Origin of the sequence: Methanosarcina sp. UBA411, from assembly GCF_002495725.1 — an archaeon.
Taxonomy (GTDB): Archaea; Halobacteriota; Methanosarcinia; order Methanosarcinales; family Methanosarcinaceae; genus Methanosarcina.
Genome location: NZ_DAGK01000028.1, coordinates 151,645 through 178,410 on the forward strand (window position 1 = coordinate 151,645; position 26,766 = coordinate 178,410).

Genomic DNA, 26,766 nt, shown 5'->3' on the forward strand with positions numbered 1-26,766 from the left:
AGATGCAAATCCCATTTAAGAGAGAAGATTTCAAAGAGGAGGTGTGGATTCGTCTTCCTTCAGAAGTTCGGAAAAAAGCAGGGAACAGCCCGGAATCTGTTCGATATTTACCATAATCATATTAATATAGAAAGGCCCTCCGCGTTTAATCTCTATAGGTGAGGGGTCTACGAATTCCCAGATGTCAACAGGATGTTTGAGATAAAAGGTCTCAAGCTCCGGGCTGTTCAAATGCATCCTCGATGGAAAACCTATGGCATGGACTGTGGAGTTTAAAAGGGATTCAGCGCCCGCGTCCAGAAGGAATACGAAAAAGAAGTATTCCCCACGCGGTAGGTCAAGCATGAACTTGACATCAGTACGAAGCTCGGAGAGTAAAAGATCCTGCGTACCTTTCCTGTATACCACAAGAAGCAGCACTTTGTCTTTAAGAAGGAGTTCCTGAACCGTGTCTGGCAGGAAAAGGTCCCCAAAAACCAGTTCAAACTGCTCATAATTCATAGCCGTAAAATCATTTCTGATAAATAATATGCTATCCTCGCTCAACAAGGAATAACCCAGATTGCCATGAGAATCAACTATAGGAGATTTGCCTGCAGAGGTTTCTCTCCAGAACTCGTCAAGAGCTTTGTCATCTATCCGGGATAACAGGTGTACACAGGTTCCAACAGTAATATATTTCAGCACTAAACCCCCTGTATGCGATTAATCGCTTTCAATTAACGATTAAACGCTTTCAATTAAAGAAGTACAGGCAAAAGCCCGATGAGTATCAGAAACAAAGGTTTGAGATTATTAGTTTTGGAGTTTTATATAAAAAGGATATTATATAAATTAATAGCTCACAAAAATAACTGAGATTCTAAAACTTAAAGTAGTAAAAAGTAAAATTAGAAAAAATCGAGTTGAAAATTAAAAGCCTGCACCCTCATTTGAGAAGCTTTCCCAGAAAATAGCCAGGCTTTGCAGCAACAATTTCCACATCAGCATATTGGCCGGGTTTTAGATTCGAACCTCTTATGACAACCGGGCGGTAAGCATCCGTACGGGTGAGAACATCCCCCATTTCCGTATATTTTGAGACAAAGACCCGGCCTTCCCAGCCTATTATTGCCTGCTTGGACCCAAGCTTAACTTGTTCGCAAACTTTATGCAGCTCATGGGAACGCTGTACCAAAATCCTTGAGTCGAGGTTCCGGTATGAAAAGGCTTTCGTGTGTGGTCTGGGAGAATATCTAGAAATATTGATTTTTTCAGGGCGGTATTTCTGTACCCACTCTACAGTCTCTTTGAAATCTTCATCGGTTTCATCGCAGAAGCCAACAATTATGTCGGTAAAGAGGGAAAGATCGTCGAAACGAGCACTGAATGTATTAATGATCTTGTCCACTGCATCCATCTTGTGCAGGCGATTCATTCTCTTCAGAACCGAATGAGAAGCGGACTGGATCGGAAGATGGAGGAGTTTGAAGATCTTATCGGAATCAAAAGCTTCTACAAGGTCGTCGAGAATGGGAAGGACAGAAAAGGGATTCATCATTCCTACTCTCACTTTGAAGTCACCTGGGATTTTCGAGATCATGCGCAGAAGTTCCGGGAGTCTGACACCCGTATCCATTCCGTACTGGCTGTCGTCCTGGGAAGTAAGCCAGATTTCCCTGCAACCCTCGGCAACCGCCGTGCGTATGTCTTCGACTATCTCATCCGGTGGAAATGAACGCAGCTTGCCTCTTGCATGTTTTACAATGCAGTAGGAACAGGCAAAATTGCAACCCTGGGATATCTGGCAGATATGGATATTGGGGTTAGAACGTTCACGCGGAACATTAAGAAAACCCAGAGGTTCGGAAGTCCGGAATTCAAAATGCTCTCCTTCGAGCTGACCTCTCATTTTTCTCTGCTCGATTGAGGACAGAAGCTCGCCAAGGCGGGAAATTGCATTTACTCCCAGAATATGGGCTTCGGGATTTGCATGCAGAATGTCCTCAAGCTGGACTTCAGGCATACAGCCAGAAACGATAACTTCCACATTTTTCTCGCCCATGCTGCGGATTTTATAGAGAATTTTCTGTTCTGTAGTGTATTTTACCGTACAGGAGTTGCAGATATAGACCTCTGCCTGATCGGCAACCCCAGGTTCCAGCAGTTTATGCCCTAGCCTTTCAACGCTTGCTTTCATTATCTCGGCTGATGCCTGGCTTGCCGAACAGCCAAAACTTTCAAGATAGACCTTCATGATTTAACTCTAGATTCTATGTTTTTCAATTACGGATTTTTAATTTCTATTATTAATTCCTTAATTCTTAATCTCTACTTATATCGCTGGGTAATTCCACATTTTATAGTTCTCTACTCTAAAAACTGTATGTCTAACTATGTTTTCATAAAATCGTGTTTCAAAAAAGGATGAAAAAGAAGAGAATAAAAGGATTTACAGGTAGAGAGGATTCTCCCGCTTATCCTTTATATAAATACTGTCTGTAAATCTGACAGATCCGGATGCGCCCATCGAAATTGTGTGTACCCTTGCGTCTCCGCCACCGAACAGGTTGACTTCTCGCAGAAAATGACCGGGAGTTACAGCCGTTGCTGAAAAAATCACATCATTTCCGGGCACGAGTTTGTTGGTATCAAGAATATTGTTAAGGTTTTCAAGGGAAATTCCCATCTTTTCGAGCCTTGGCATTTTTTCTTCGATTTCTTCATCGACCTTATCCTGGCTCTTTCCGTTTGCAACCGTGGGAAGCACAAGCCTTGCAAGGATTTTTCCGCCGAGAATTTTGATTGCAGCTGCTGTGAGCACGGCTTCACCTGAACCGCCCGCACCCATTACCATATGAATACCTGAACCGCGGATCGCAGTTGAAACTCCAGGCATAAGGTCTCCGTCGCTGATTAGCTTTACGCGGGCGCCTGCCTCCCGAATTTCAGTTATTTTCTGGGCATGTCTGGGCCGATCAAGAATTACAACAACGAGCTCTTCAATATTTCTTTCGAGAGCCTTTGCGACTATCTCAAGATTGTGCTTGACAGGGGCATCCAAATCAATCTTTTCATCAGGGTGTTCCTCTTCATAGCGTACCACATCTGGACCGACAACTATCTTGTCCATATAGATATCCGGGCCATGGAAGATCCCACCTCTTTCCGCCATTGCCATGACCGCAACAGAGCCAGGGACACCATCTGCGGTAAGGTTTGTACCCTCAAGAGGGTCGACTGCAATATCAATTTCAAGATCTCCCTTTCCTGTTCCTACATGCTCCCCTATATAAAGCATGGGAGCTTCATCCCTTTCTCCTTCACCGATCTTGATTATTCCTTTCATGTCAAGCATGTTCAGCATTCTTCGCATGGCGGCAACTGCTACCTGGTCGGCAAAATTTTTGTTCCCGCGCCCCATCTGGTACGCTGCGGCAATGGCAGCCGCTTCGGTTACCTGAATAAGTCTGGGCAACAACTCACACTCAATAGGCCCTGCACAATTAATCATTTCTTCTACGGTTTTTGGATGAGATATAGGAATCAACTCCCATTTTTTGTTGCAGATAATCTGCTTCCGGATAATGAAATATGTTTCAGTAATTTACTCTGGTTATTTAATTGATCTCTTAACACAATAGTATATTAATGAATTGGCCGAACCGGAGTCAGATATTTAGAGTCAGATATTTATTTTATGAAGCTTTCATCAAAGAAGTCCTGCAAATAGAGGGCCTTCAAACAGGCTTCAAAATAAAGCATACAGAGAAGAAATATAAAAAAATGGCCAAAAAAATATAGCCTAAAACTGCTAAAAGCTGGTCTAAAACCTGCCTGAAGGTATTATAAAATTGTTAAAAAAGCTTAATTTGAGCCCAACCTGAAGCATAACCTAGAGTTTGATTCAAAAAGAGAAGTTTCTGCTCCATTTACTTCAAGGGGAAACACCCGTGAGAATTCATTGTCTAGAACACCTGAAAAACGATACCCTAGGAAATATAGGGACCTGGATAGCCGAAAAAGGATATAAACTTACGAAAACACTACCCTACGAAGATGCTTCTTTTCCTGCCCCCGAAGAATTCGATTTACTCATCATAATGGGTGGCACAATGAGTGTTTACCAAGAAGACGAATATCCCTGGTTAAAGCCTGAAAAAGAATTTGTTAGAAAAACGATAGAAGCAGGCAAACTTATACTTGGAAGCTGCTTTGGAGCTCAGATAATTGCCGAAGTACTGGGCGGAAAAGTTACGGAGAACCAGTATAAGGAAATCGGCTGGCACACGGTACGGTCTATGGAAGGGAAAAGCCAGTGCAAGATAAGAGGTTTGAAATTTCCATCCTGTATGTTTCCGGAATTTACCGGTTTTATGTGGCATGGGGATACTTTTGAAATTCCAACCGGCACAGTGAAGCTTTTTGAAAGTGAAGCCTGCCCAAATCAGGGATTTATCTATGATGGAAAGGCCCTTGGCCTGCAGTTCCATCCTGAGGCCGACAGGCAGTGGGTAAGAAACCTTATCAAGGATTTGGGGCACGAGCTTGTGCCAGGAAAATATATCCAGTCAGAGAAGGAAATACTTGGGCAAGAAAGCTTTTTTGAAGATTCCAGAAACCTGACTTTTTCTCTAATGGGCTGGTTTGAAGAAAAATATAGACAAGAAAAGTAAGATATGAAAAGAAATTAACGTGGGAGCAAGAAAATAGATTGTGAAAAATAAGCAAGATGTAAAAGAGAGTAGAGATGGAAGAAAAGTAAGATCCAAGAGAGATATTGTCATCAAAAAAGAAAGCCGAAGAGAGATTCTGTAACCGCTTCAGATTGCCTTTTTTACTTTACAAAATCTGCCAGTGCTACCCTCTCAATCACAAGTTCGGGAATGTGCTCTTCTCCTGAAGCCTCAATTTCAGCATCTGTGATGCCGAATACGGAAAGGATTCCCTGCCTTTTGGAATTAGAATAAGCAAGCAGCTCGGAACAGGGCTTTTCAGAGATCAGTTCTTTTAATGCAGAGAGAGCCAGCAACAGATTGTCCATTTTTCCAAGGAGCACAAATACGGCATTATTTTCCCCTTTATGCAGCCCTATAGAAAAACTCCTCTCAATCTGTCTTTCTCCTGATGCATACCGCATAATCTCGATTCCTGGATCTTTTGCTATGTTCCTGCCCGCAGCAATTGCCCGAAGAGCTTTTCCTACTGCAAAATGAAGATGCCTATCACCTGCAATCAGATCTGCGTTCAAGCCCTGGATAATAACTTCATTTTCGGAAGCAATTGAACCTATCGTTTTTAGAAAGCCGGAAAGATTCGGGATACTTACATTCCCGCAGATTACCTGGATTTCCCTTTGCATTTCCATAGTCCTGCCATAGCGCGGGCTTTACAATAAGGATTTCGGTTGTATGAGAAAACAAAAATCGGAGGCAGAAAAAATGAGAAAAGATGGAAGTAAAATAGTTAAACAAAAATTGACTAAATATAAAAGGAGAAACAAAAATAGAAGATTGGAATAAAAGAAAAGCCGAGAACTCTCAAAAAGGGCTATAAATTACTAAACTTTTAAGAACCAACTCAACCACAATCAGCCCCAGTACTACAAAAAAGAAAAGGATCAAAAGGTTGAGAATGATTGGGTCAATTCTTCTTAGAACTTCCCCAAATCCGTACATCCAAATTACCATATATAATAATGATAGATTAGTATATAACCATTTGTATATACATCACATAATAAATATATAAAGGAGGAACGTTTGTCATCAGCCTTCTTTTGTTGCTATTTTTTGATCGGTCTCATCAATTACTTTGACAAAATGCCTGTCTGAAAGATCTTCTTTTCCAGACCAGAAGATTGCCTTATGATATTTCCACGCATCAGGATCAAGCTCAAGAATTCCTACATGGATCACAAGTTCAAAGACAAACCAGCAAGCTGCAAGCAGATGTAATAAGCGGAGTAACCCCAAGGCATTGACATTGAAAAAGGACGCAAAATACCAGGTTACAGAAAGTATCCATGACGCAATAGGAATTCCGAAAGGAGCCCAGTCAAGGTTGTAAAGCACTACTCCTGTAATTGCTACAATGATAATTGCTATACTCTCAAGAACAATCAGAATTTTAAGTACAGGATGAAGCTTGGTTACATAGTGTCCTTTACGTTCATCATAGATAGTAAAAGCCGGATACCTGCCTCTTCCAAAAAAGTTCTTTATTATGTCGATGAGACGTTCTGCATCAGCTTTTCCGAAAACGTAAGAGTCCTTGAAATGCACTATCCTGTCTTTGACACTACATCTTTCTTCTTTGCAAGAAAAAAGGTTGTACGGGACCAAAATCCAGTTTGCAGCCAGGAAAAAAGGTACAGCGATCATATGCCAAGTTCGGGCCGTTTGAAAAGCCATGAAACCCCAACCAAAATAGATTTTGAATCCTGTAATAAGTAGGATAAACATGGTAATAAGATGCACCAGATGAGTAATCCTCTCAAGCCAGGTATAGCGTTCAACAATTACTCTTCTGGAAGCGGGTCTTTGAGCCGATCGTACCATACTTCCAACCTCCTTCAAAGTACCTTGATTGTATAATTCGGGTGCTTTCCGGTTTTATCAATTGTATGAACTGCACATGCCAGGCAGGGATCGTAAGAGCGGGCTGTATGCAGAATTCCGAGAGGATTCGAATAATCTACTCCAAGTGCATTTTCGGCAGCTGAAATTTTGGTGCCTATGAGAGCCTGCTCAACAGGGCTTGGAATCTCCTGCGAATTCCTGGGAGCAAGGTTCCAGGTACTCGGAACCACAGCCTGGTAAAGGGTTACCATAGAATCCGGCCCTGTGGCAATCCAGTGCCCAAGTGCCCCTCGCGGAGCTTCCCATAAGCCCATTCCTGCGGAACTTTTTGCCATGGAAAGATCGGTGTGCACAGCAACCTTTCCGCCGGCCTGAAGATCCTGTGTGAGCCATTTCATAAGTTCTGGAGCCACTACAAGAATTTCCTGCATCCTTGCGATCATGCGGGTGTAGTTATTGACAGGATAATAGCCGTTATCTTGGAAAGTTTTTACCAATCCCGTAACAAGAGGTTCTCCCATAATCATCATACGAGCAAGGGGGCCGACCTCACACGGAATCCCGTCATAATGAGGAGCTTTTACCCATGAGTAGCGGCTCTTTGATCCTTTAGTATAGTCTATTTTTTCAGGATTTCCTTCTGGAACCGTAACTCCGTCCCAGGGAGGACGGTCTTCTATGTTGTCAATATAGAAGGAGTGATGGATACTTTCGGAAATCTTCTTGTAATCGAATTTTTCAAGCTTGAAATATCCATTCATATAACCGGAGGTAATAACTCTGCTGTCCGCAGGACTTGTGGGATCATATCCATCTCCTTTCTCAGGCTTGAAGAAAACTCCGTATGAAAGAAAACCGATCTTATCGGGATCTTTGTAAGTCCCTGCAAGGTCCATTTTCATACTGATAGGCAGACCGAGAAGTTTTTCTCCTATCAGCTCTGAGCCGAAAGCCGCAAAGAGGGGAACATCTCCCCAGCCTGCAGAGTGTGAAAAGTCCTTGCTGGTAAGGGATTTATTCAGAAGCTCCTGCAGGTGTCCGATAACGAAATTAACAGCCTTCTGCGGGGAAGAAGCCCTGTAAGTATTTTCTATCCAGGTATCGGGAGAGACACCAAGGGTAAATGCTTCAATGAATTTCATGGTCTTCGATACATAGCCTACAATTTGCCCGATATCAGCAACCGTCGGAGAATAAACCACTCCCCCAACATGCTGAAGAACCGGATGCGGCATCTTGGCAGCTATCAGAGAGATTGCGTCGTGCAGGCGGCGAAATTCCACTATAGCGCCTAGATAGGACGAACCAGCTGGATAACTGGTACCGTTAATCTGATTAATCAAAGGCGTAAAACGTCCTTGGAGTTCTTTCCATACTGCATTTCCAACATCCCCGTATTTTACCAGAATATCACGGTAAGCCGGGTTTGTAAGATCAGGACCCCAGAGTACATAGATATGAGCTGCATGGCTGGCTATATAATTAAGGCTCTGGTGAATATTTCGCATTACAAGAGCATTTTTTGGAACCTCGCCTGCAACTCCGAAAAGTTCGTCCAGGGCATTTGCTGCAGTTATGCCGTGACTAACCGGGCAGACTCCACAGATTCTCTGGGTCAGAAGGACCGCATCTCTGGGATCATGCTTCTGAAGAAGTCTTTCAAAGCCTCTTAACTGCAAGCCGTTACTCTGGGCATCAGTAATCACGCCTTCCCCATTGACTTCGGTATTGATCCTGTAATGCCCTTCAATTCTAGAAAGAGGATCAACAGTGACCTGTACCATTATTTTTCACCTCCGGTTTCCTCTGGAGTGCTTTCTTCGGCAAAGCCTTCCTCATCCTCAGGTCTTTTCATGACAGTTCTCCTGACAGCATGAGCCCCTGCAGCGAGTAGAGCACCTCCTATTGCCACACCTGCTACAGTAGTGATATTCGTGCCTAAAATTCCAGTTTTCTCAATTTCCACGAAAAAAGGCCTGGTACTATCCGGGAAGCCCGGCTGAACGCAGCCAATACAGGGAGAGCCTGCCTGAGGGCAGTAATTGAGATGGCCGTTCCAGTTGCGAGTAGCACAGTCTGCATGAGTATAAGGCCCCTTGCATCCCAATTTCCAGAGGCACTTCGGTCCACCTACTGTCAGCTCAAACTCTCCACGGTCATAGTATCCGCGACGAGAACAGTTATCATGAATAACATGGTCAGGCGGGAAGAAAACCTTCGGACGTTTCCAGTTATCCAGTACATAAGGCAAATCATCGGGTATCTTTATCTTTCCCAAAACAACTGCACCTATTGTCAAAAAAACCCAGTCTGGATGAGTAGGGCAACCAGTAAGATTAATTACAGGCTTTTCGATGCCAAGAAGATCTAAAATCCCCTTTGAAGCATCTTCCATAGTAAAGGCAATCCCTCTGGGATCCATAAGTTCAACTATATCACTCGTAGCAGCGTTTACCCCACTATTAGTCGCACAATTCCCAATTGCAACAATTGCTAAAGCATTTTTCGCAGCTTCCGCGTAAATATCCTTATAAGGCCTACCTCCGTACATAAGATATTTTCCGGAACCTTGAGGTCCGTTAGCGACTGCTCCTTCAGAGACTATAACGTAACCTTTTTCCCTTCCCAAGATCTCATCAAGCACAATCTCAGAATTAAGATCACTGGTATTTGCGAGTTTCCCGTCCACGAAAATTCCCTGCTGCATCATTAAAACTTCATGATAGAGCAGTTTGAGATTATATTCCTGAAGGAATTCTACGATATCAGGAGATCCTCCGTCCAGCATTGATATGGTACATCCACTGTCCATTACTCCATGAAGCCATACTACTTTAGTTTCCGAAAGTTGAAGGGCTTTCGCTATATCGCTTTTATATGTTTGTAAAAAAAGTGAGGCTCCCAGCGCCCCAACAGCTTTTATAAAAGTCCGACGATCCATTTTCATGAAATCGAGATTTTTAAACTTTTCAAGTAAGCTGTCATTATCCGTTCCACTCCCCCCATGTTGCAAATAATTTTATATAAAGATATATAAAAAATGGAATCCAATATATTAAAGACTATCACATCTTCAATAACCTGCTTCGTAAGTAAGTTTTTATGTTGCGGCAGCAGGATAATCAAAGTTGCGCTGGCGCACCTCGCTGCAAGCAACGGAGTATGTTCGCGCTCTGCTCCAAATTCCGTAAAAGGAGACAATAACCTGGAGCAATTTAGTTTGAGCAGAGTTAACAACCGAAAACTGGAGAGATTTTTTTATTTCTAATACTTTCAGCTGTAAGATAAATTGGGTACATTTAAAATAAATATATTTTTTCTAAAAACTTATATATTTTAATATCACTACCATATTTATTGAAATTTTAAGGTTAGTAATATTTAGTAATAATCTGCATATTTAAGGGAAGAAATTGTGCAGCAAAATATGGGGGAATAGAATATGACTATTGGGGATGGTCACGATTTGATATCGCAGAGATTTGAGGGCGACGAGGTATTAGAGGCTTGTTATGACAATGAAAGAGTTCTTCAAAGAGGGGACAAAGGCTCTGCAGTAAGGAAAGTTCAGCAGGCTCTGATATTTTTGGGGTTTCCTGTACCCGAAGTTGGAGCCAACGGCATCTTTGGTAACGAAACTGAACTGGCAGTAAGAAGCTACCAGGAGTCACGAGGACTAAAAGTTGATGGTGTAGTTGGATCGGAAACTATAGGAAGTCTCGATGCAGAATTTTCCACTGGCGTTCCAAAGCCTTCGGTTGCACCAGTAACTGAGCCACAAGTATCAGAGGTTCCAACTCCACTATTTCCCGAATCTCCTGTTCGATCTCCAAGGGCGTCTCCGGTCGGGCCAGTAAGGGCACCTGAAGTCTCGCAATTAAAGGTGCCTCGGGCTCCACGGGTAGAGGCTCCTGCAGTAAAAATACCTCAACCTCCAGTTATGCCGGTAGCAGAACCTCCAATCCTGACAACGCAGGCAGTTCCACCTGAACAAACCCCGGTTCGTGTGACCAAACCCATAACTCCACCTTTAACCAAACTGCCCGATATGGTCGATAGTAAGGGAAGGAAGTTCCATACTGCAGGAACCTGGAGTGGGAGTAATTCTTCTTTTGAAGCTGAGGCTGGAAAATCGGTGAGTCTTGAAGTAAGTAACCTGAATGTCAAGGAGTCAAGCGTCACGATAAAAACAAACACAGGAGAAGCAAAAGAATCTGTACTTTTATCTGATACCCTTGTAGATTTTGAATTCTCTGCAATAGAAGAACCCTTTATATGGAGATTTTACATCGAAACCGACAGTGAAGACTCTTTAATCGAGTGGAAACTTTATAGCAACTGGGTGCCGGGAAAAAACGAGTAAATATTTGAGGAAAAAGACAGAATAGAGATAAATAATAGGAAAAACCAGGTAAAAAATAGAACGAAACCGAACCAAATATGTTAAAAAAATAATTAAAGGGAAGAAAATATCTCTTCCCTGATCATCTCTATCGCTTTATCTACACCTTTAAGGACATCTGGACTTATTTCCTGCGTAGCTTCCGTGACAATATATCCAATTTCAATTCCTATGACTATAATTTCCGGAAGCTCTTGAACCTGTTCTCCTATTTTCAATACATCTGTAATTGTCAGGTCATGTACTGAAACCAGGGGATGAAATTCGGCACCATCCAGTAAGTCCTTTCCTTCTATACGGTGTACGGAACCTGGGGGGCTGTTAGCCAGAATCGCATCAACTATAATGACTTTCCTGGCGTCATCGAGAAGGTTTAGAAGGTCAAGTCCACAGACCCCTGCGTCCTCGATATCGACATCTTTGAGGTCTTTAAGTTCGGTTTTGTGAAGAACCTCAATGACTTTGAGGCCGACACCATCGTTTCCCATTAATGGGCTTCCGCATCCTAGGACACGGACTGGAGCACGTAATATAGACATGTTCTCACTTAATTAAAAGTCGTATGGATTTTTTGAACATGCCTATATTACCTATTCCAGTTAAGATTATTCTTTAATAATTTTTTAGCAGTTTTTAGTGCTTGTGTTCCTTAGCATCAAACCTTGAATATTTCTCTACAAACTCTGAATAGTGAGTGTCTGAGAGATCTTCTTTTCCTGACCAGAAGATAGCTTTGTAGTACTTCCAGACATGAGGGTCAAACTCCAGGATACCGACATGCACTACCAGTTCAAAGACAAACCAGTAGGTCAGCAGCAGGTGAAGAGCCCTGAGGAACTGCAGGGAACCCATTCCGAATATAGGCGCAATAATATCTCCCGCAGATAAGATCCACGATGCTATAGGGAGGCCAAAAAGTGACCAGTCAAGCTTGTAAAGAACAATGCCTGAGACCGCAATAAGGAAGATAGCTGTACCTTCAAGCACAATCAGGATCTTCATTAAGGGGTGAAGTTTGGTCTCATAGTGGCCTTTTTCTTCATCATAGATGGAATATGCAGGGTATCGACCTTTCCTGAAGAAGTTTTTAATAATACCGCCCAGACGAGTTGCATCTTTAGGACCAAAAATATAATGATCCGTAAAGTGTGAAATTTTTCCAAAAATCCCATGACCTTCGGAGAAGATATTGTAAGGGATAAGGATCCAGTTCACTGCAAGTAGGAACGGAACCGCTATCATGTGAAGACCGCGGGCGGAATGGAAACTCATAAAGTCCCATCCCGTATAGATCTTTAACCCGGTGATGATGAGCACTAACATTGCGACAGCGTGGACAGTATGAGCTATCCTGTCAGTAATGGTATACCGCTCAACAACCAGTGACGGGTTGTTCTTGGATTTCATTGAGGGTCATCTCCTTATACTATTCTTAGAGTATTTGGAGCGTTTTTCCCAGTCAGGTCAATGGTGTGTACTGCACATGAAATGCAAGGATCATAGGACCTACCCATATGGAAGATACCAAATGGATTGGTATAGTCGACATCTCCTACTGTATTGATTTTTGAACCAATGAGAGACTGTTCGAGCGGACCAGGGATGCCATTGCTGTCTCTTGGAGACATTAACCAGGTACCTGGAACTACACACTGATAGTTGGTAACCTTTCCATCGCTGCCAGCAGAGACCCAGTGACCAAGAGCTCCACGAGGTGCTTCCCATAGACCCATTCCCTGATTATTTTTAGCTGCATTAAGGTCTATAGGCACGGAAATCTTGCCTCCTGGTGTATAGTCAACTGTTACCCAGTTGAGAAGTTCATATGCGAGTATTGTCACTTCCTGCATACGAGCCAACATTCTGGTGTAAACGTTGGCTGGAGAGTAACCTTTCTCAGCAAAGACCTGAGCCAGACCGGTTACGAGCGGTTCTTTTATATTTAGCATGCGTGCAAGAGGCCCGACTTCACCTGGAATTCCGTCGTATCTCGGAGCCTTGTCCCAGCTGTACTGGCTATCCGAACCTCCTGTGAAGGCGATTTTATTTGGATCCGTATACGGAATGGTTTCACCTTTTGCTGGTGCGAGATCTTTGGTACTGTTGTTGTAGAAGGAGTGAGCAGTGCTCTCCGTAATCTTTTCCGGATCGAATTTCTGATATTCGAGCTTTCCTGATACCACACCTGAGGTGAAAATACGGTCTCCTGCTGGGCTCTTCGGGTCGTATCCATCTTTGGGCTTGTAGTATCCACCATATGAAACGAAGCAGATCTTTGAGGGATCCTTGTACCCACCGATTGTATCATGTTTAAGGCTTGCTGGAAGGCCAAGCAGAGTTTCTCCTACAAGTTCGGAACCAAAAGCTGCATAGAATTCTACATCTCCCCAACCTGCTTCTTTGGAGAAGTCGTTGGAAGTGGTTGCCTTGTCAACAAGTCCCTGGAGGTGTTCAGTAACAAAGCTTACTGCTTTTTGAGGAGAGCTTGCCTTATAAGTATTTTCGATCCAGGTATTGAAATCAACTCTCAAAGTATGCTTGGATACGAAGTCCATGACCTGCAGATAGTAAGTGGAAAGTTTGGTTATATCTGCGACAGTAGCCGGGTAGGTATATCCACCTGGATAAAGGGATGAGGGACCAGGCATTCTACCGGCAATGAGTGCGATAGCCTCCTGAAGGCGTTTCTTTTCAGGAATTGCTGCAAGATAGGAACTTCCCACAGGTACAGGCGCGCCATCCATTTTGTAGCTAATTGGGGCAAACCTTCCAACCATCTCATTCCAGACTGCGCTTCCGGTGTCTCCAAGTGTTGTAAGGACCTTTTTGTAAGCTGGGTTTGCAAGGTCAGGGCCAAAGAGGACATATATATGAGTTGCGTGGCTTGCAATCATGTTCAAGCCCTGGAAAATATTCCTCATTACAAGAGCATCTTTTGGAACTTGATCAGCCACACCATAAAGATCGTCAAGAGCATTTGTGGCTGTCATTCCATGAGAAATGGGACAGACACCGCAAATTCTCTGGGTAAGAAAAGCTGCGTCTCTTGGATCCTGTTTTTGCAGAATGCGCTCAAAACCCCTGAATATAAGGGAAGATGACTGGGCATCGGTAATAAAACCATTAGCATCTACTTCAGTAGATATGCGCTGATGGCCTTCAATTCTTGTTAAGGGATCAACTGTAACGTTTACCATTTTTCACTCACTCTCCTTTTCCCATTCTCCTAACAGCATGTACACCTGCAGCAACTGCAGCTGCACCGACTGCAACCTTAGACACGGTATCAATGTTTGCTCCAAGAAGCACTCCCTTATCTTCAGCTTCGACATACAGAGGTCTCGAACCATCAGGGAAGTTAGGCTCCACACAGGCTATACAGGGGCCACCTGCTTGGGTACACATGCTGACTGAGCCGTTCCACCTGCGGATTCCACAGTCTGCATGGGCGTAAGGAGCTTTGCATCCAAGTTTCCACAGACACCCAGGCCCGCCAACTTCTTCATCGAGCTCTCCACGGTCATAGTATCCACGGCGGGGACAGTTGTCATGCACTGTGTGGTCTGGGGGATAGAAGACCTTTGGCCTGCCGTAGTTGTCCAGAAGGGTATCGAGATCGTTAGGGATCTTGATCTTTCCAAGAATTACCGCGCCCAGGGTCAGAAGAACCCAGTCAGGGTGAGCAGGGCAACCAGGAATATTAATTACCGGCTTATCGATGCCTAGTTCTTTAAGCATGCCTTTCGTAGGATCTTCCTTTGCGAAAGCTACTCCCCTGTAATCCGTATCCTTGGCAACCTCGCTGTCTGCAGAGGTAATTCCTCCGTATGCAGCACAGGCACCGACTGCAACGATAGCAACTGCGTTCTTTGCAGCTTCTGCAAGGGATTCCTTGAAAGTCTTGTTTCCAATAACCAGGTAGCGTCCTGAACCGTCCGGGCCATTCGGAATTGAGCCTTCAACGACCAGGATATAACCACCTTGTTTATAAGTATCTTCAAGGAGAACTTCGGAGTTAAGCTCGGCATTGTTTACAAGCTTACCATCGTTCCAGATTCCCTGCTGTGCACAAATAGTCTCATGGAAAACAAGATTGACATTGAGCTTTTGTAGTGCCTGTACAAGGTCAGGATTGCCTGCATTTAAGACCGATTCGGAGCAGCCAGTGCATTCAGAGCCATGCAGCCAGACAAGCTTGGTTTCTGCGAAATCAAGCGCACTTACAATCTCAGACTTATAGGTGCCCAGGAATGTAGCTGCACCCATTGCACCTAACGCTTTCATGAAAGTGCGTCGATCCATTTTTAAGAAGTCCACACTGTCCAGTGTACGGACAAGATTTTTTATTCCAGTACTCATCTCTACCACATCTTGATTTTACCCAGATTATACATCCGAAAGAAAATTTTGAATAATTGTCCATGGAAATTATATAAATGCATACATAAATTTAGCACTAATGTTTTTCAATGAGGGAATAGTATATAAGGTTTTTTACACGATGCGATAAATATATTAATTAGCTGCATTCAAGGTACGTGGGTCAATGATAAATATAATGAGCTCTCCGAATAAATGACCGTAATTTGATGTACAAAACTGGGCAACAGAATATACATAAGCCAATTTGAAGCCTCTTGAAAGAGAAAATAGAATCAAAAAATTAATATAAGTTCAAAAGTTGAAAGTTACCAATAGAATAGTAATTCATACATAAAAATTTTCTTGTATTATGACAAAAACGCATAAAAATAAGGTAGAATGACGACAAGTCTTAAAACGCAAAGAAAAAATCACTTAGAAAAAAAATCACTTATTTCTAAGGTATATTTCAGTAAATAGAGCTTTCTCAAATATGACTGACATTTTTTAGGAAGCCATAGTATTTCTATTGATCCTGTTTAATATCTCTAGAGCCTCAGCTAGGGTCAATGAGCTAGGAAAAATTCAACCCCCTGATTAAAAGCTTTTTAGTTTTTAATCCCAGGTTTTCTCTATAAATTCTTATCTTCAGTGCTCTGGACTTAAGAGGACGCTTAAAAAAAGAAAAAACTCGAAAAGAAGTGCTAAGGAAGCTTATTTTTTGCACTAAGTTTCGGAAGAAATATTACTTATTTCCAGATTATTCATACGTTTTAAAATTCAGTGAATTCAGATTCAAATAGAGCAATTTTAGAGTTATAGATAGAATATCTCAAAAGCAATTTCAAGACTAGGGCAAAAACACTTTTAAATTATGCAAGAGAAATGAAAAAACAAAAAGCATATAAAATAGAACCATAGAGTTTCAGAAACAATTTTTAACATATATAAATTCGAAACGTAGATTTGGGTTCTTGTTCACGATATCTCCATATATCTCCATATTTCTATCTGCGGCAAGTGGAGAAAAGAAAAACAAATAAATTAAAAGCAGCAGTAGAGAAATAAAAATAGGTAAGGGGATAAAAGCTACTTAACCAGTTAAGAAAGTAAAACTGGAGGGTTTTTTGCTCAGTTAAGACCTGTAAAATATATATACCTTACAAATATATATCTTTTGTAAAATAATTCTTGTAAAAATCATTTTATAAGAATTTATTTCATGAAAAGATAGTTTATATATTTATATAAATTAATAAGATTTTAAAAGAAAAGAGTTAGAGGAAACATGTGTATAGCTATTCCTGGAAAAATAAAATCCATTGTAGATGAGAATACTGCAACAATTGACATGGGTGGAATCTGCAGGGACGTAAATATGGCCCTTGTTGGAGGCGCCAATGAATCCATTATCGGAAAACACTTTCTTGTCCATGTTGGATATGCAATAGCTGAAATATCGGAAGAAGAAAGTGAAGAAACAATGCGCCTTCTCAAACAAATAGCGGGACTTGAAGACATAGATACTTTTGAAAGTGAATCTCCCTGAATAACGGATGCTGATAGAAATGGAAAACGGGAATTTCCCTTCAAAACCAGCAGTTCCTGAACTTGAAAGAAAGCTCCTGGAAAGAATCAGAGACTCGAAGAAACCGCTTCGAATAATGCACGTATGTGGAACACACGAGCGGACTATAGCAAAATATGGGTTAAGGAGTGTCCTTCCAAAGAATATTGAGGTAATAAGTGGTCCCGGATGCCCTGTTTGTGTTACTCCTGAGGAAGACATTAATGTTGCAATAGCCCTTGCAAAAAGTGGAGCTACAGTTGTTACTTTTGGAGACATGATGCGAGTTCCAGGTTCGGGAGAAAGTTTGCTGGATGCAAAGTCTGAAGGGGCAGATGTAAAAATGGTATATAGTATTGACGATGCAATTGCCCTTGCGGAGGAAAAGCCAGAGCTTGAGGTAGTCTTTTTTGGAATAGGCTTTGAGACCACGGTTCCCGCAAATGCGGCCGCTCTTTTAAGAAAGACCCCTGAAAACTTCAGTCTCCTTGCCTCGCAGAAGCAAACTCCCCCTGCAGTAGAACTCCTTGCCAGGGATGCAGATGTTGATGCCTTTATAGCTCCCGGGCACGTGGCAACCATAATAGGCACAAAACCTTTTGAATCTCTTGCAGAAAAAGGCTTTCCTGTTGTCGTAAGCGGATTTGAACCAGCAGATATTCTCCTTGGAATAAACCTTTTACAAATGCAGGCAGAGGAAGGAATCTCAAGGGTTGATAACGGTTACCCAAGAGCTGTTAAACCTGAGGGAAACCAGATTGCCCTTAAAATAATGGATAAAGTGTTCGAAACCTCGGATTCTGAGTGGAGAGGTATAGGAAGAATAGAAAATTCAGGACTTGCGCTCAGAAAAGAGTTTGAGGAAAAAGACGCAGCAAAAAAGCACGAAGACCTATATACCTCTGCTCTTGAAGATGTCCGAAAGAAAACAGGAAGAAAAGACAAAAAGCGCTGCATCTGCGCAGCTATCCTTACAGGAAAAGCAAAACCTTCCCAATGCCCAAACTTCGGGAAGGACTGTACCCCAAAAAGTCCTGCAGGCCCCTGTATGGTAAGCCAGGAAGGCATGTGTTACAACTGGTTCAGGTACTCAAGATAAGGAGGCAACAGGCTTGCATGAACTTTCCATTGCATGTGAAATTCTCGAGCAGGTAATGGCTACCGCCACAGAGCACGGAGCCACGGAAGTTAAGCATGTAACCCTTCAGATTGGAAGATTATCTCATACAAATCCGGAACAACTTAGCTTCTGTTTTAAAGCCATTGCAGAGGACAGTATTGCCAAAGATGCGGATTTTATTGTCGAAATGATACCACCTTCCCTTGAATGCGAATGTGGATACACGGGACCAATAGACGAAAAACAGATACAAGAGAATTGTGGATTCACAAGCGAACTTCTTGCTTATGCAGCAGTTATGGACTGCCCGATCTGTGGAAAGCATGCCCGCATTAAAGGCGGCAGAGAACTGATAATTAAAAGTATCGAGATCGAGACTGAAAACCAGGATTGACCTCAAACCGGTAAAAATAAGAAATAACTTCCCAAGTGATGCTTATGTTAATGCACGTAATCAATATGGGACACGATGTCTACAAAGCAAATGATAAAGTTGCTGAAAAAAACAGAAAGAAACTTGACAAGCATCAGGTTTTCTCGGTAAATGTTATGGGTGCAATCGGATCAGGAAAGACTACTCTGATTGAGGAGGCTATCAGACAACTTAAGGATAAGTATAAGATAGCTGTGATCGCAGGTGATGTAATCGCAGAGATGGATTCTTCTCGTTTCAGAAAACTCGATGTCCCTACTATTCCTGTAAACACTGGAAAAGAGTGCCACCTTGATGCAAAACTGGTGGAAAAAGCCCTGGATGAAATCGATCTTGATAACACGGACCTCCTGCTAATTGAAAACGTAGGTAACCTGATCTGCCCTGTGGACTTCAAGCTTGGAGAACACCTGAGGGTTGTAATCGTGAGCGTAACTGAAGGAGACGACATTATCCTCAAGCATCCCATGATATTCAAGACTGCGGAACTTGCAGTCATAAATAAAGTTGACATTGCACATGCAGTTGATGTCGATGCCGAAAAAATGCGAGACGATATTCTTTCTTTAAATCCGAATGTGCCGGTTATTCTGACTTCAAAGCATGACTGGGAAAGCCTGGAAACCTGGATTAGCTTTATCGAGCTTGGAGTTAAAGAAGTTCAGAAGAAATAAGGTAAGGTTAAAGGAAATAAAGGTAAAACCAGGTTAAAGAAAAATTAACTCGAAACTAGGGCTAAAAAGGTTTAAATTAGATTGAGAAGATCCAGCGGGTTTAAAAGGCGGAAAAAAGGAGACTTATATGAAATCCAATACCATTTCTCTTGAGCACGGTGCAGGCGGAGAGGTAATGCAGGCACTTATAGGAGAAATAATTCTTAAAAACTTTCGAAATAAAAGTGCAGGCTCGATAGGGCTTGAATGTCTTGACGACGGGTCCACGGTCAAGCTTGAAGGCTTCAATACGGGATGCGAACTCGTAATGACTACTGACAGTCATGTGATAACACCTGCCTTTTTCCCAAATACCAATATAGGAAGGCTTGCAGTTGCAGGCACTGTCAATGACCTTACGGTTATGGGAGCAAAGCCCCTTGCTCTTACCTGTGCTGTCATAGTCCCTGAAGGTTTTCCACTAAAGGAATTTGAGGAAATAATCAAAACAATGGACGAAACAGCTGCAGAGGTTGGCGTGCCCATAATAACAGGTGACACGAAAACCGTGGAGAAAACTGCGCTTGATTCGATTATCCTGAACACTGCAGGCTTAGGGATTACGGATAGCCCTATAAGGGATTCAGGACTTCAGCCAGGAGACAAAATCCTGGTCACAGGCACCATTGGCGATCACGGAATCTCGCTTATGGCTCACAGGGAAGGTTTTGACTTTGATACCGACCTTGCCTCGGATTCAGCTCCACTCTGGAAACTCATAGAACCCCTCCTGAAATTAAGAACCCCAGAAGGTGAACCTGTAATCACGGCAATGAAAGACCCTACACGCGGCGGGCTTGCAAATGCTTTGAACGAAATGGCAACAAAATCAGGAGCAGGTATTATTATTGAAGAAGACTGGATTCCTTTCAAACCAGCCGTTTCCGCAGCCTGTGAAATGCTAGGCCTTGATCCCCTTGAAGTTGCAAATGAAGGAAAAGCAGTTATTGGAGTCAAACCTGGTTTTGAAGAAGAAGTACTTTCAATCCTGAAGCAGCATCCATACGGCAGGGACGCAGCTGTAATAGGAGAAGTTACTTCAGATAAAAGAGAAGTAATTCTGAGAAATCGCTTTGGTGGCATGCGTTATGTGGATGTGCCTGCCGGAGACCCAATTCCTAGAGTATGTTAAGAGATCACAAAGCACCAGTAGAGTTCAGCTTCCCGAATTGCACCTTAATAGTAGCATCTCGGGAGTAAGCTGTCCTTTTTGCTCCACGTCGCTTCTCTCAAGCGGACTAATTTTTAACTAATTTTCAATTGGCATGAAAGTGCTTTCAAGTACTTTCATTTATTTGTGTTTGTTATTCAAAAATTTCATATCTATTGTCTTTTTTCTTTCGAGTGAACATTTTTTAGTCAAATCCTTTAGATTTCTTTATATGTACTTAGCCCTCTCTTAACTTCTTCATTCAGAAGAGGCTTGTAATTCCTTTCTTTAATGTCGTAATTTACAATTATCCCTATGCACTCCGTGTAAGAGTTTGCTTACAAAATCTCAAATCAAAAACATTAAATATTTCGGACAATAGTTTCCATTTGAAATCTTCGTTTAGCAGTATAAGCGGAGGTTTCGTAATCATCATCAAGTAAGAATAAATAATCCTTCTCAATAAAATTTACGATTTTTAATGACCTTAATTAAAATTTAGGTAAAAAATTGAATGTGCTTTTTTGAGAGAAACTATCAATAACCTAAATTAAGCGAATAAAAAAGGAATAAACCCCAGTTTCATAGTTAATTTAAGAAAACCCTATTATATGTACTTAAGGTTCTAAGTACGCTTTCTCTGATTTTTATATCTTATTTTACCCATCGTATATCATTAATAATTGTAAAAATGACCTTATTAAAACATGAATGAATATAGACGCCCTTCAGAAAACTGCCAAGGACTTTTGTGGCAGTGGCTGGAATCCACATAAGGCTATGGAATAATCCAGGTAGAAGCTGCCTTTAACAAAATAGTTAGCAGCTCAGTATCCATTGCCCGTCCAATGTAACAATCCAGATCGTGAGGTATTATAAGCCGAAATTTTAAAGTTTGCTTTATTTTCCTTGCAAACTTTAAATTTTCAACTTCAGTTCTGAACTGTGTAAAATGAGTCTTTTTAATTTTTTCTGGTTGCTCTCCAATTTTAAAAGAACAATTGAATTTCATCCAAATTCATTAAACCCCTTCCTTATTTGGGATAAATTGATCCACTCATATATATTTATTTTTGTGCAAACCTCAAATTTTTGCCAGAATTATTCGAAAGCTACCGCTTTAAAATTGCAGAATCAGATTGAAAGTTTCCGATAAGAAGAATGTCTTTTTAATTTCAGGCTCTTGAAGCTGATTTAGATAGGTTTCCTACAGAGTCGAATAATGCTTATAGTAAATTTATAATTTCAACATAATCTTAGTTTTGGGATAGGCTCATTACAAATTATCAAATGCTGTATAGTTCAATTCTCGTATAGAACAGTAGAGCTTCATCATGTTTTCAAGTTCTTTCAGAAAAAGGTTGCAGACTTGTCTTTTTCTTTCTATATCAAACTGATTACCATAGATGGCTGTAAAGCAGTTGGTACAGAATCGCACGCCCCAGCATCGAGAGCAGTCCGCATCACTAATTTTGATATAATGCTCCACAAGTGAAATAACTTTGGTGGGATCGATGCCGTGACGAACGTCACCAATAATTAGGCCGGAATTCACTCTCTCGCAAATAGTATAATGACCATCGACCGTGCAGAAGAGTCTCCTGACTCCCGGACAGCATATCCCATTCGGGTAAAGCGAATCCGGTATCAAACTAGCGTCACGTTTATGAATCTTCTTTAGTTTAACTTCGAACATCTCATTAAAAAATAGAGGAACCTCTAGCCCGTGAACTTTAATTTGCTTGTATTTTTCGAGCAGGTTGTGGTATCCAATACCATTATCTGTAGATATTACGCCTTCTTTCATGCTGTTGTCAAAAGGGTCGACAAAACCAGTACTTACATATTGTCCTTCGAATAAATCATGATTTTCTGAGTTTTCTGAGAAAAATTTATACATGGATTCAATCTTGTCAAAGCGAGAGATCGTAGGTCTGAATACGACTTTTCTTTTATAGTAATTTGGGTCTTCTTCTTTTAAGGCCCGCAAGTTTTGTATAATCATATCAAATGATCCATCTCCATCTGGATACGCTCTCACACTATTATGAACTTCTGCAGGGCCATCAAGACTTACCAATAAAGCTACATCGTTTTCTATTAACAATCGAGTTGTCTCCCCATTCAACAACGTGCCATTAGTAGAAAGATTGAACATATAATTTTGTGAAAAGTTTTTCTTTACATGATCAATGACCTGTTGGATTGTCTCGATTGCCAATAAGGGTTCTCCTCCATAAAAAGTGATACACCGTGTTTCTACATCATTGGAATGTTGATCGTAATACTCAATTGCGCTCTTAGCTATGTGTAATGGCATAAACCTTTTAGTATGTGTACGCTGGAAATAATATTTTCCAGAATATGCACAATAGGCGCAGCGAAGGTTGCATGCTTCTGTTATGCCCAGAATAAGCTGCTGAATCCCATAATCGAGGCTTTTCTCAATTTCTTGTGTAGTAAGGGGAAATTGTAATCGAAGCGACCTGAGCGTAGAAAAATATTGTTCCATTTCAATGATTTGTTCTAGCTGAAAAACGGCTTCTTTCAGTGCTTCAAGTGGATAAGCTTCTTCAAAATAGGACAAGACTGATTGAGAACCTTCTAATAAAAATTTATCAATAATATCATAAATAATCTTGCTAACCCTCAATATTTTATTCGTACAAGTATCATATATATAATAATTGGTATCAGTATGGAACTTTTTAAATAATGAAATCCTATTTAGGTTCATAATAACCTCTATGTTCCAGATAATATACATGAATATAAAAAAGGATTAGATTGGGGATACATTATACCCAAGTCCAAAATATTTTATGGCTGCGTTGTGCCTCCTCGTTGTGCCTCCTAAAGCATTTTGGCCTAACCCAGCACACTCTTATCATCCATTAGTTACTGCAGCATTATGGCCTTCGTGTTGCGAAAAGGTAGTACCTCCACAACTACATTCTAAGCATGCATTGTGACTCCCAGAAGAAGTTGAGTTTTTATTGCCACTTGAAAATACTGGCTCTATAAAACATTCTATCTCAGAAATATTTGTATATCGTGCATAATCAGTCATGTATATAGACACCTCTATATGGGCTTAAGCGATTCTGATCATGAAAATAATCTTGGAAAATCCTAATGACCAAGAACGAAATAAATTCTAGAATCAGCTCACTGAGTACTAATGTATTAGTCGAAATTATATAAATATTAAAGAATATTTTATTCTGAATATTAATCTGTTATTAGGATTTCACTTGCAAACGTGAAGAGATTGTGTGAGTTATTGAAAACCGTAAGCACAAGAACATCTCTACATTTTCCTCAAATACATGAGACGTATTCACTTTTTTGGAATTTATTAATAACTCGTGTACACGACCTAAAATTTGAGATTTTTTATTATTTTCTGGCCTTCATATTTTTACTCAAAATTATGCAAGACAATAAAATTTGATACTTTTTATTATTTTCTGGGTTTTTGATTGGTTACAGTCAATTGCTAGAGAAATTATTGGTAAATTTATTGGTGATTCCAGAAGATATTAAAAAGTCTCTGTAAAATTCATTCTCTGTTAGCAGGTTAGAGATCAATTAAGCTAAAAGGAAATAAATTATGGCTAAAAGAGTTATTGTTGAGCTGAGAGCACCGGCTAATTTTTCCATACAGGCAGCACTGGATTCAGATGTGGCAAAGATTCCTGGATTCAAGATAGATCAGAAATATGAACCAGTTCCTATTAGCCCGCCTAAGGAGATGAGTAAGGGGATGGAAGCTGAAAACGAAAAGGTATTTTTGATCCGGGGCACTGTTGAAGATGAAAAAGAAGAAGAACTTAAATCGTTTCCTAGTGTGCTCAAAGTCTGGAGTGATGCTAGAATAGAACCTTTTTGAAAAGTTTTGTTTTTCGTTTCATTTCTGTTATCTGTTTCTGATTCTTTTAATTTCTTTTCGGATTCCTTTAATATCAGATCCTAAGTTTTGTCCTTGAGTTGTTGATCAATTCTGAAAAAAGATATGGGTATTCACTCCATATTTGTAGAAAATGAAGAGAGATTCTCATGCTTATGGTTTTCAATAACTCACCTCCATGACTCAGATCATATGGTTTACTTTTTCCAGGAGGCAGATGTATTTAATAGCACTAAATCTGATTATTAAGACAACTTCTAGCTCTTTTAGACCTTATCAGGCGTTAATGAGCAGCTAAAACATGAGATACAGTGTTAGATAAGACGGAGATAGATTAATGATAATGGATTTTAAAGGCAAAAGCCCGAAAATCTCAGAGACAGCTTTTATTGCGGATTCTGCAGACGTGATAGGGGATGTTGAAATTGGAGATTTTTCAAGTGTATGGTTTAATGCCGTGCTTCGCGGAGACCGAAATAAAATAAAAATCGGGAGCAAGACAAGTATTCAGGACAATGTCGTAATTCATGCTGATCCTGAGAATGGAGTTCAGATCGGAAATGATGTAAGTGTGGGACATGGAGCTGTACTCCACGGATGCAAAATCGAAAGTAATGTGCTAATAGGGATGAACTCTACAGTACTGAACGGGGCTGAAATTGAAAAAAACTCTATAGTAGGTGCAAATGCACTGATTCCTGAAGGGAAGAAATTTCCTGAGAACAGCCTGATAATAGGAGTTCCTGGAAAGGTTAAGAGAGAAATTGAGAAATCCGAAATTGAAGCCATAGCAGAAAACGCTGCAGAATATGTGAAATTTGTCAGGGAATACAATGAAGAAATAAAAAAATACGAAAAGCCAAAGAAGTGAATTACAAAAAATGTAGAGGAATAAATAATAAAATTACCATAGATTAAACAAATTTGATAGGAGGGTGAAATGAAATGAAGAACATAAACATCTTATATTACGGAAAAATAAAACAGGTAGATGTATATGAAAGTATGTTTGAGTATGTAAAAAGTTCCGGTATTGGGGATTGCGAAAAAGATTATATCGAGGGCCAGCCTGCCTATTTTGTAGAGGAGTGGCAGGCAGCGCTGGACAGCGAGATGTATTTTGAATATGATCCTATGAAAGATGCAGGAGAAATAGAGATTGACGGGCAAAATTATACCCGCATAGGCCGAGGAATAAACGAGTTAAGTTATGTGCCTACTGACAACCTGTCAGACATACTGTATGTTATTTATCACTGTGACCATGACATGAGAAAATGTAACTGCACCGACGAAATCTTCCAGACAAAAGAAGAAGCAGAGAAGAGAGCAAACGAGCTTAGATGAAAACGCGGGTTCTTAGGATATCTCTTACTGCCGGAAATATTAAGAATAAACCATAGATGTAGAAATTAAAGTCATAGAATAAAGTCATAGAGCAAACTTCTCTATATTTTTTACTAATTTTTATTATTATTCACATAAACAATATAAACAGATACTATTTTAAAAATTAATAATATTCTTTTTTGAACTGTAGACGTATATAACTCAAATATTCAAGAGAATTTTCTCAGAGATAGGTTCGGTTAAAACAGATTTAGATAAAATTAACTGCCTGCTGATACAAAGTGGTTAAAATCGCATGGAGCTAACTTTTGAACATTTATTTATATGTTAAAAGTGTATTATCTAGCGGATTTAATGCTTTATGCGTAAATTTCGCAGTTAAACTGGAAAATTAATTAGAGAGGTTAGTGACGTGCATAAGAAACATGAACTAAAAGAAGAAATTGGCAAAGCAGCCAAGACAGCAAAAATAGAAGTCAAAAAAACTCATGGGATAGATGAGAAATTTGGCTCCAGGCCCCGTTATATCCCTGGCTCCTGGGAAGGAACAAAAAGAAATTCAAAGATTGAGCAAACCAGACAAAGGCAGCATTATATTCCAGGACTCTGGAAGGGAGAAACATCAAAAGTAGAGAAAATCAGCTATAAGCCCAGATACATACCAGGATCCTGGAAAGCAGCAAAAGAGAATCCAAAAATTGAAAAAATTAAGTACAAGCCACGTTATATTCCAGGACTTTGGAAAGGAACCGAAGAGACTCTGAAGATGAAAAAAGGTGACTACAAGCCTCGATATATTCCTGGCTCCTGGAAGGGAACAAAAAAGAATCTGAAAATAAGTGAAATCAAATACAAGCAGAGGTATATTCCCGGGTTCTGGAGAGAAAATGCAGAGATCCAAAAGAAAGATAAAGTCAGTCACAGGCCAAAATACATACCAGGATCCTGGAAAGGATCAAAAAAGAATCCAAAAATAAATGAAATCAGATATAAACAGCGTTATATTCCCGGATTCTGGAAAGGAACCGCGGAGAAGGCTAGCTATAGCCCTCGTTATGTGCCCGGCTCCTGGAAAGGAATAAAAGAAGCTCCAAAGAGGAATGAGAAAGTTAGTTACAAGCCTCGATATATACCCGGATCCTGGAAGGGAATACCGCGAATCTGAAGAGATTACTCACCTAGAAGAAAAATAAAACTAT

23 protein-coding genes and 1 pseudogene are annotated in these 26,766 nt (G+C 40.8%); 11 read left to right on the forward strand and 13 right to left on the reverse strand.

Translation table 11 applies throughout. The features are described 5' to 3' along the window. Window positions 1-30 precede the first annotated feature (30 nt). The 3 genes from BP861_RS10720 to glpX all read right to left on the reverse strand — a co-directional run bounded on the left by BP861_RS10720 (window position 31) and on the right by glpX (window position 3,520). Window positions 31-687: a hypothetical protein gene (locus tag BP861_RS10720; RefSeq protein WP_292375303.1), complete on the reverse strand. Its 657-nt coding sequence runs from the start codon at window positions 685-687 to the stop codon at window positions 31-33. A gap of 241 nt (window positions 688-928) precedes the next feature. Continuing rightward, window positions 929-2,236, reverse strand: a complete 1,308-nt coding sequence (locus BP861_RS10725) for a tRNA (N(6)-L-threonylcarbamoyladenosine(37)-C(2))-methylthiotransferase (protein ID WP_292375305.1) — start codon at window positions 2,234-2,236, stop codon at window positions 929-931. A gap of 195 nt (window positions 2,237-2,431) precedes the next feature. Next, window positions 2,432-3,520 carry a class II fructose-bisphosphatase gene (gene glpX / locus BP861_RS10730; RefSeq protein WP_292375485.1) on the reverse strand — a complete coding sequence of 363 codons (1,089 nt, stop codon included), beginning with the start codon at window positions 3,518-3,520 and terminating at the stop codon, window positions 2,432-2,434. Between the two features lie 412 nt (window positions 3,521-3,932). On the opposite strand from glpX, the gene BP861_RS10735 reads away from it, so the two are divergent. Then, window positions 3,933-4,655, forward strand: a complete 723-nt coding sequence (locus BP861_RS10735) for a type 1 glutamine amidotransferase (protein ID WP_292375307.1) — start codon at window positions 3,933-3,935, stop codon at window positions 4,653-4,655. 161 nt (window positions 4,656-4,816) lie between these two features. On the opposite strand, the gene cgi121 is transcribed toward BP861_RS10735, so the two are convergent. The 4 genes from cgi121 to BP861_RS10755 all read right to left on the reverse strand — a co-directional run bounded on the left by cgi121 (window position 4,817) and on the right by BP861_RS10755 (window position 9,507). After that, a complete protein-coding gene (cgi121, locus tag BP861_RS10740; RefSeq protein WP_292375487.1) occupies window positions 4,817-5,341 on the reverse strand; it encodes a KEOPS complex subunit Cgi121 in 525 nt (174 codons plus the stop codon). Window positions 5,342-5,747: 406 nt separating this feature from the next. Next, entirely contained in the window at window positions 5,748-6,539 is a 792-nt protein-coding gene (locus BP861_RS10745; protein WP_292375309.1) for a cytochrome B, read from the reverse strand. Between the two features lie 14 nt (window positions 6,540-6,553). Then, complete coding sequence (locus BP861_RS10750; RefSeq protein WP_292375312.1) at window positions 6,554-8,344, reverse strand: nickel-dependent hydrogenase large subunit; 1,791 nt, start codon at window positions 8,342-8,344, stop codon at window positions 6,554-6,556. Then, window positions 8,344-9,507, reverse strand: coding sequence for a hydrogenase small subunit (locus BP861_RS10755; protein WP_292375315.1), 1,164 nt, complete (start codon window positions 9,505-9,507; stop codon window positions 8,344-8,346). Before BP861_RS10755 ends, BP861_RS10750 begins: the two co-directional genes overlap by 1 nt. A gap of 495 nt (window positions 9,508-10,002) precedes the next feature. Between BP861_RS10755 and BP861_RS10760 the strand changes: the two genes are divergently transcribed. After that, window positions 10,003-10,923: a peptidoglycan-binding domain-containing protein gene (locus tag BP861_RS10760; protein ID WP_292375318.1), complete on the forward strand. Its 921-nt coding sequence runs from the start codon at window positions 10,003-10,005 to the stop codon at window positions 10,921-10,923. 92 nt (window positions 10,924-11,015) lie between these two features. On the opposite strand, the gene BP861_RS10765 is transcribed toward BP861_RS10760, so the two are convergent. The 4 genes from BP861_RS10765 to BP861_RS10780 all read right to left on the reverse strand — a co-directional run bounded on the left by BP861_RS10765 (window position 11,016) and on the right by BP861_RS10780 (window position 15,321). Beyond that, window positions 11,016-11,501, reverse strand: coding sequence for a hydrogenase maturation protease (locus tag BP861_RS10765; protein WP_292375321.1), 486 nt, complete (start codon window positions 11,499-11,501; stop codon window positions 11,016-11,018). A gap of 94 nt (window positions 11,502-11,595) precedes the next feature. Further along, window positions 11,596-12,369 (reverse strand): cytochrome B, encoded by a 774-nt coding sequence (locus BP861_RS10770; protein ID WP_292375324.1) that lies wholly within the window; start codon window positions 12,367-12,369, stop codon window positions 11,596-11,598. Between the two features lie 14 nt (window positions 12,370-12,383). Beyond that, window positions 12,384-14,159 (reverse strand): nickel-dependent hydrogenase large subunit, encoded by a 1,776-nt coding sequence (locus tag BP861_RS10775; RefSeq protein WP_292375327.1) that lies wholly within the window; start codon window positions 14,157-14,159, stop codon window positions 12,384-12,386. Window positions 14,160-14,166: 7 nt separating this feature from the next. Beyond that, window positions 14,167-15,321 (reverse strand): hydrogenase small subunit, encoded by a 1,155-nt coding sequence (locus BP861_RS10780; RefSeq protein WP_292375330.1) that lies wholly within the window; start codon window positions 15,319-15,321, stop codon window positions 14,167-14,169. 1,291 nt (window positions 15,322-16,612) lie between these two features. Between BP861_RS10780 and BP861_RS10785 the strand changes: the two genes are divergently transcribed. From BP861_RS10785 to hypE, 5 genes are all read left to right on the forward strand, one after another. Further along, entirely contained in the window at window positions 16,613-16,873 is a 261-nt protein-coding gene (locus BP861_RS10785) for a HypC/HybG/HupF family hydrogenase formation chaperone (RefSeq protein WP_292375333.1), read from the forward strand. A 7-nt stretch (window positions 16,874-16,880) separates the two neighbouring features. After that, a complete protein-coding gene (gene hypD / locus BP861_RS10790; protein ID WP_292375335.1) occupies window positions 16,881-17,990 on the forward strand; it encodes a hydrogenase formation protein HypD in 1,110 nt (369 codons plus the stop codon). 13 nt (window positions 17,991-18,003) lie between these two features. Continuing rightward, entirely contained in the window at window positions 18,004-18,405 is a 402-nt protein-coding gene (gene hypA / locus BP861_RS10795; RefSeq protein ID WP_292375338.1) for a hydrogenase maturation nickel metallochaperone HypA, read from the forward strand. 44 nt (window positions 18,406-18,449) lie between these two features. Then, complete coding sequence (gene hypB, locus BP861_RS10800) at window positions 18,450-19,118, forward strand: hydrogenase nickel incorporation protein HypB (protein WP_292375489.1); 669 nt, start codon at window positions 18,450-18,452, stop codon at window positions 19,116-19,118. Between the two features lie 127 nt (window positions 19,119-19,245). Next, a complete protein-coding gene (hypE, locus tag BP861_RS10805) occupies window positions 19,246-20,289 on the forward strand; it encodes a hydrogenase expression/formation protein HypE (RefSeq protein WP_292375341.1) in 1,044 nt (347 codons plus the stop codon). A 340-nt stretch (window positions 20,290-20,629) separates the two neighbouring features. Here hypE and BP861_RS10810 read toward each other — a convergent pair. Further along, a pseudogene (locus tag BP861_RS10810) lies at window positions 20,630-20,743 on the reverse strand (IS5/IS1182 family transposase); the annotation flags it as partial. 840 nt (window positions 20,744-21,583) lie between these two features. After that, a complete protein-coding gene (locus BP861_RS10815) occupies window positions 21,584-22,819 on the reverse strand; it encodes a radical SAM protein (protein ID WP_292375343.1) in 1,236 nt (411 codons plus the stop codon). 1,101 nt (window positions 22,820-23,920) lie between these two features. Here BP861_RS10815 and BP861_RS10820 point away from each other — a divergent pair. From BP861_RS10820 to BP861_RS10835, 4 genes are all read left to right on the forward strand, one after another. Then, the gene (locus BP861_RS10820) at window positions 23,921-24,199 is read left to right on the forward strand and encodes a hypothetical protein (protein WP_292375346.1); all 279 of its coding nucleotides are present in this window, start codon (window positions 23,921-23,923) and stop codon (window positions 24,197-24,199) included. A 355-nt stretch (window positions 24,200-24,554) separates the two neighbouring features. Next, window positions 24,555-25,088 (forward strand): gamma carbonic anhydrase family protein, encoded by a 534-nt coding sequence (locus BP861_RS10825; RefSeq protein WP_292375349.1) that lies wholly within the window; start codon window positions 24,555-24,557, stop codon window positions 25,086-25,088. Between the two features lie 74 nt (window positions 25,089-25,162). Next, entirely contained in the window at window positions 25,163-25,564 is a 402-nt protein-coding gene (locus BP861_RS10830) for a hypothetical protein (RefSeq protein ID WP_292375352.1), read from the forward strand. Window positions 25,565-25,979: 415 nt separating this feature from the next. Continuing rightward, on the forward strand, window positions 25,980-26,732 hold the full coding sequence (locus BP861_RS10835; RefSeq protein ID WP_292375355.1) for a hypothetical protein: 753 nt from the start codon (window positions 25,980-25,982) through the stop codon (window positions 26,730-26,732). Window positions 26,733-26,766 lie beyond the last annotated feature (34 nt).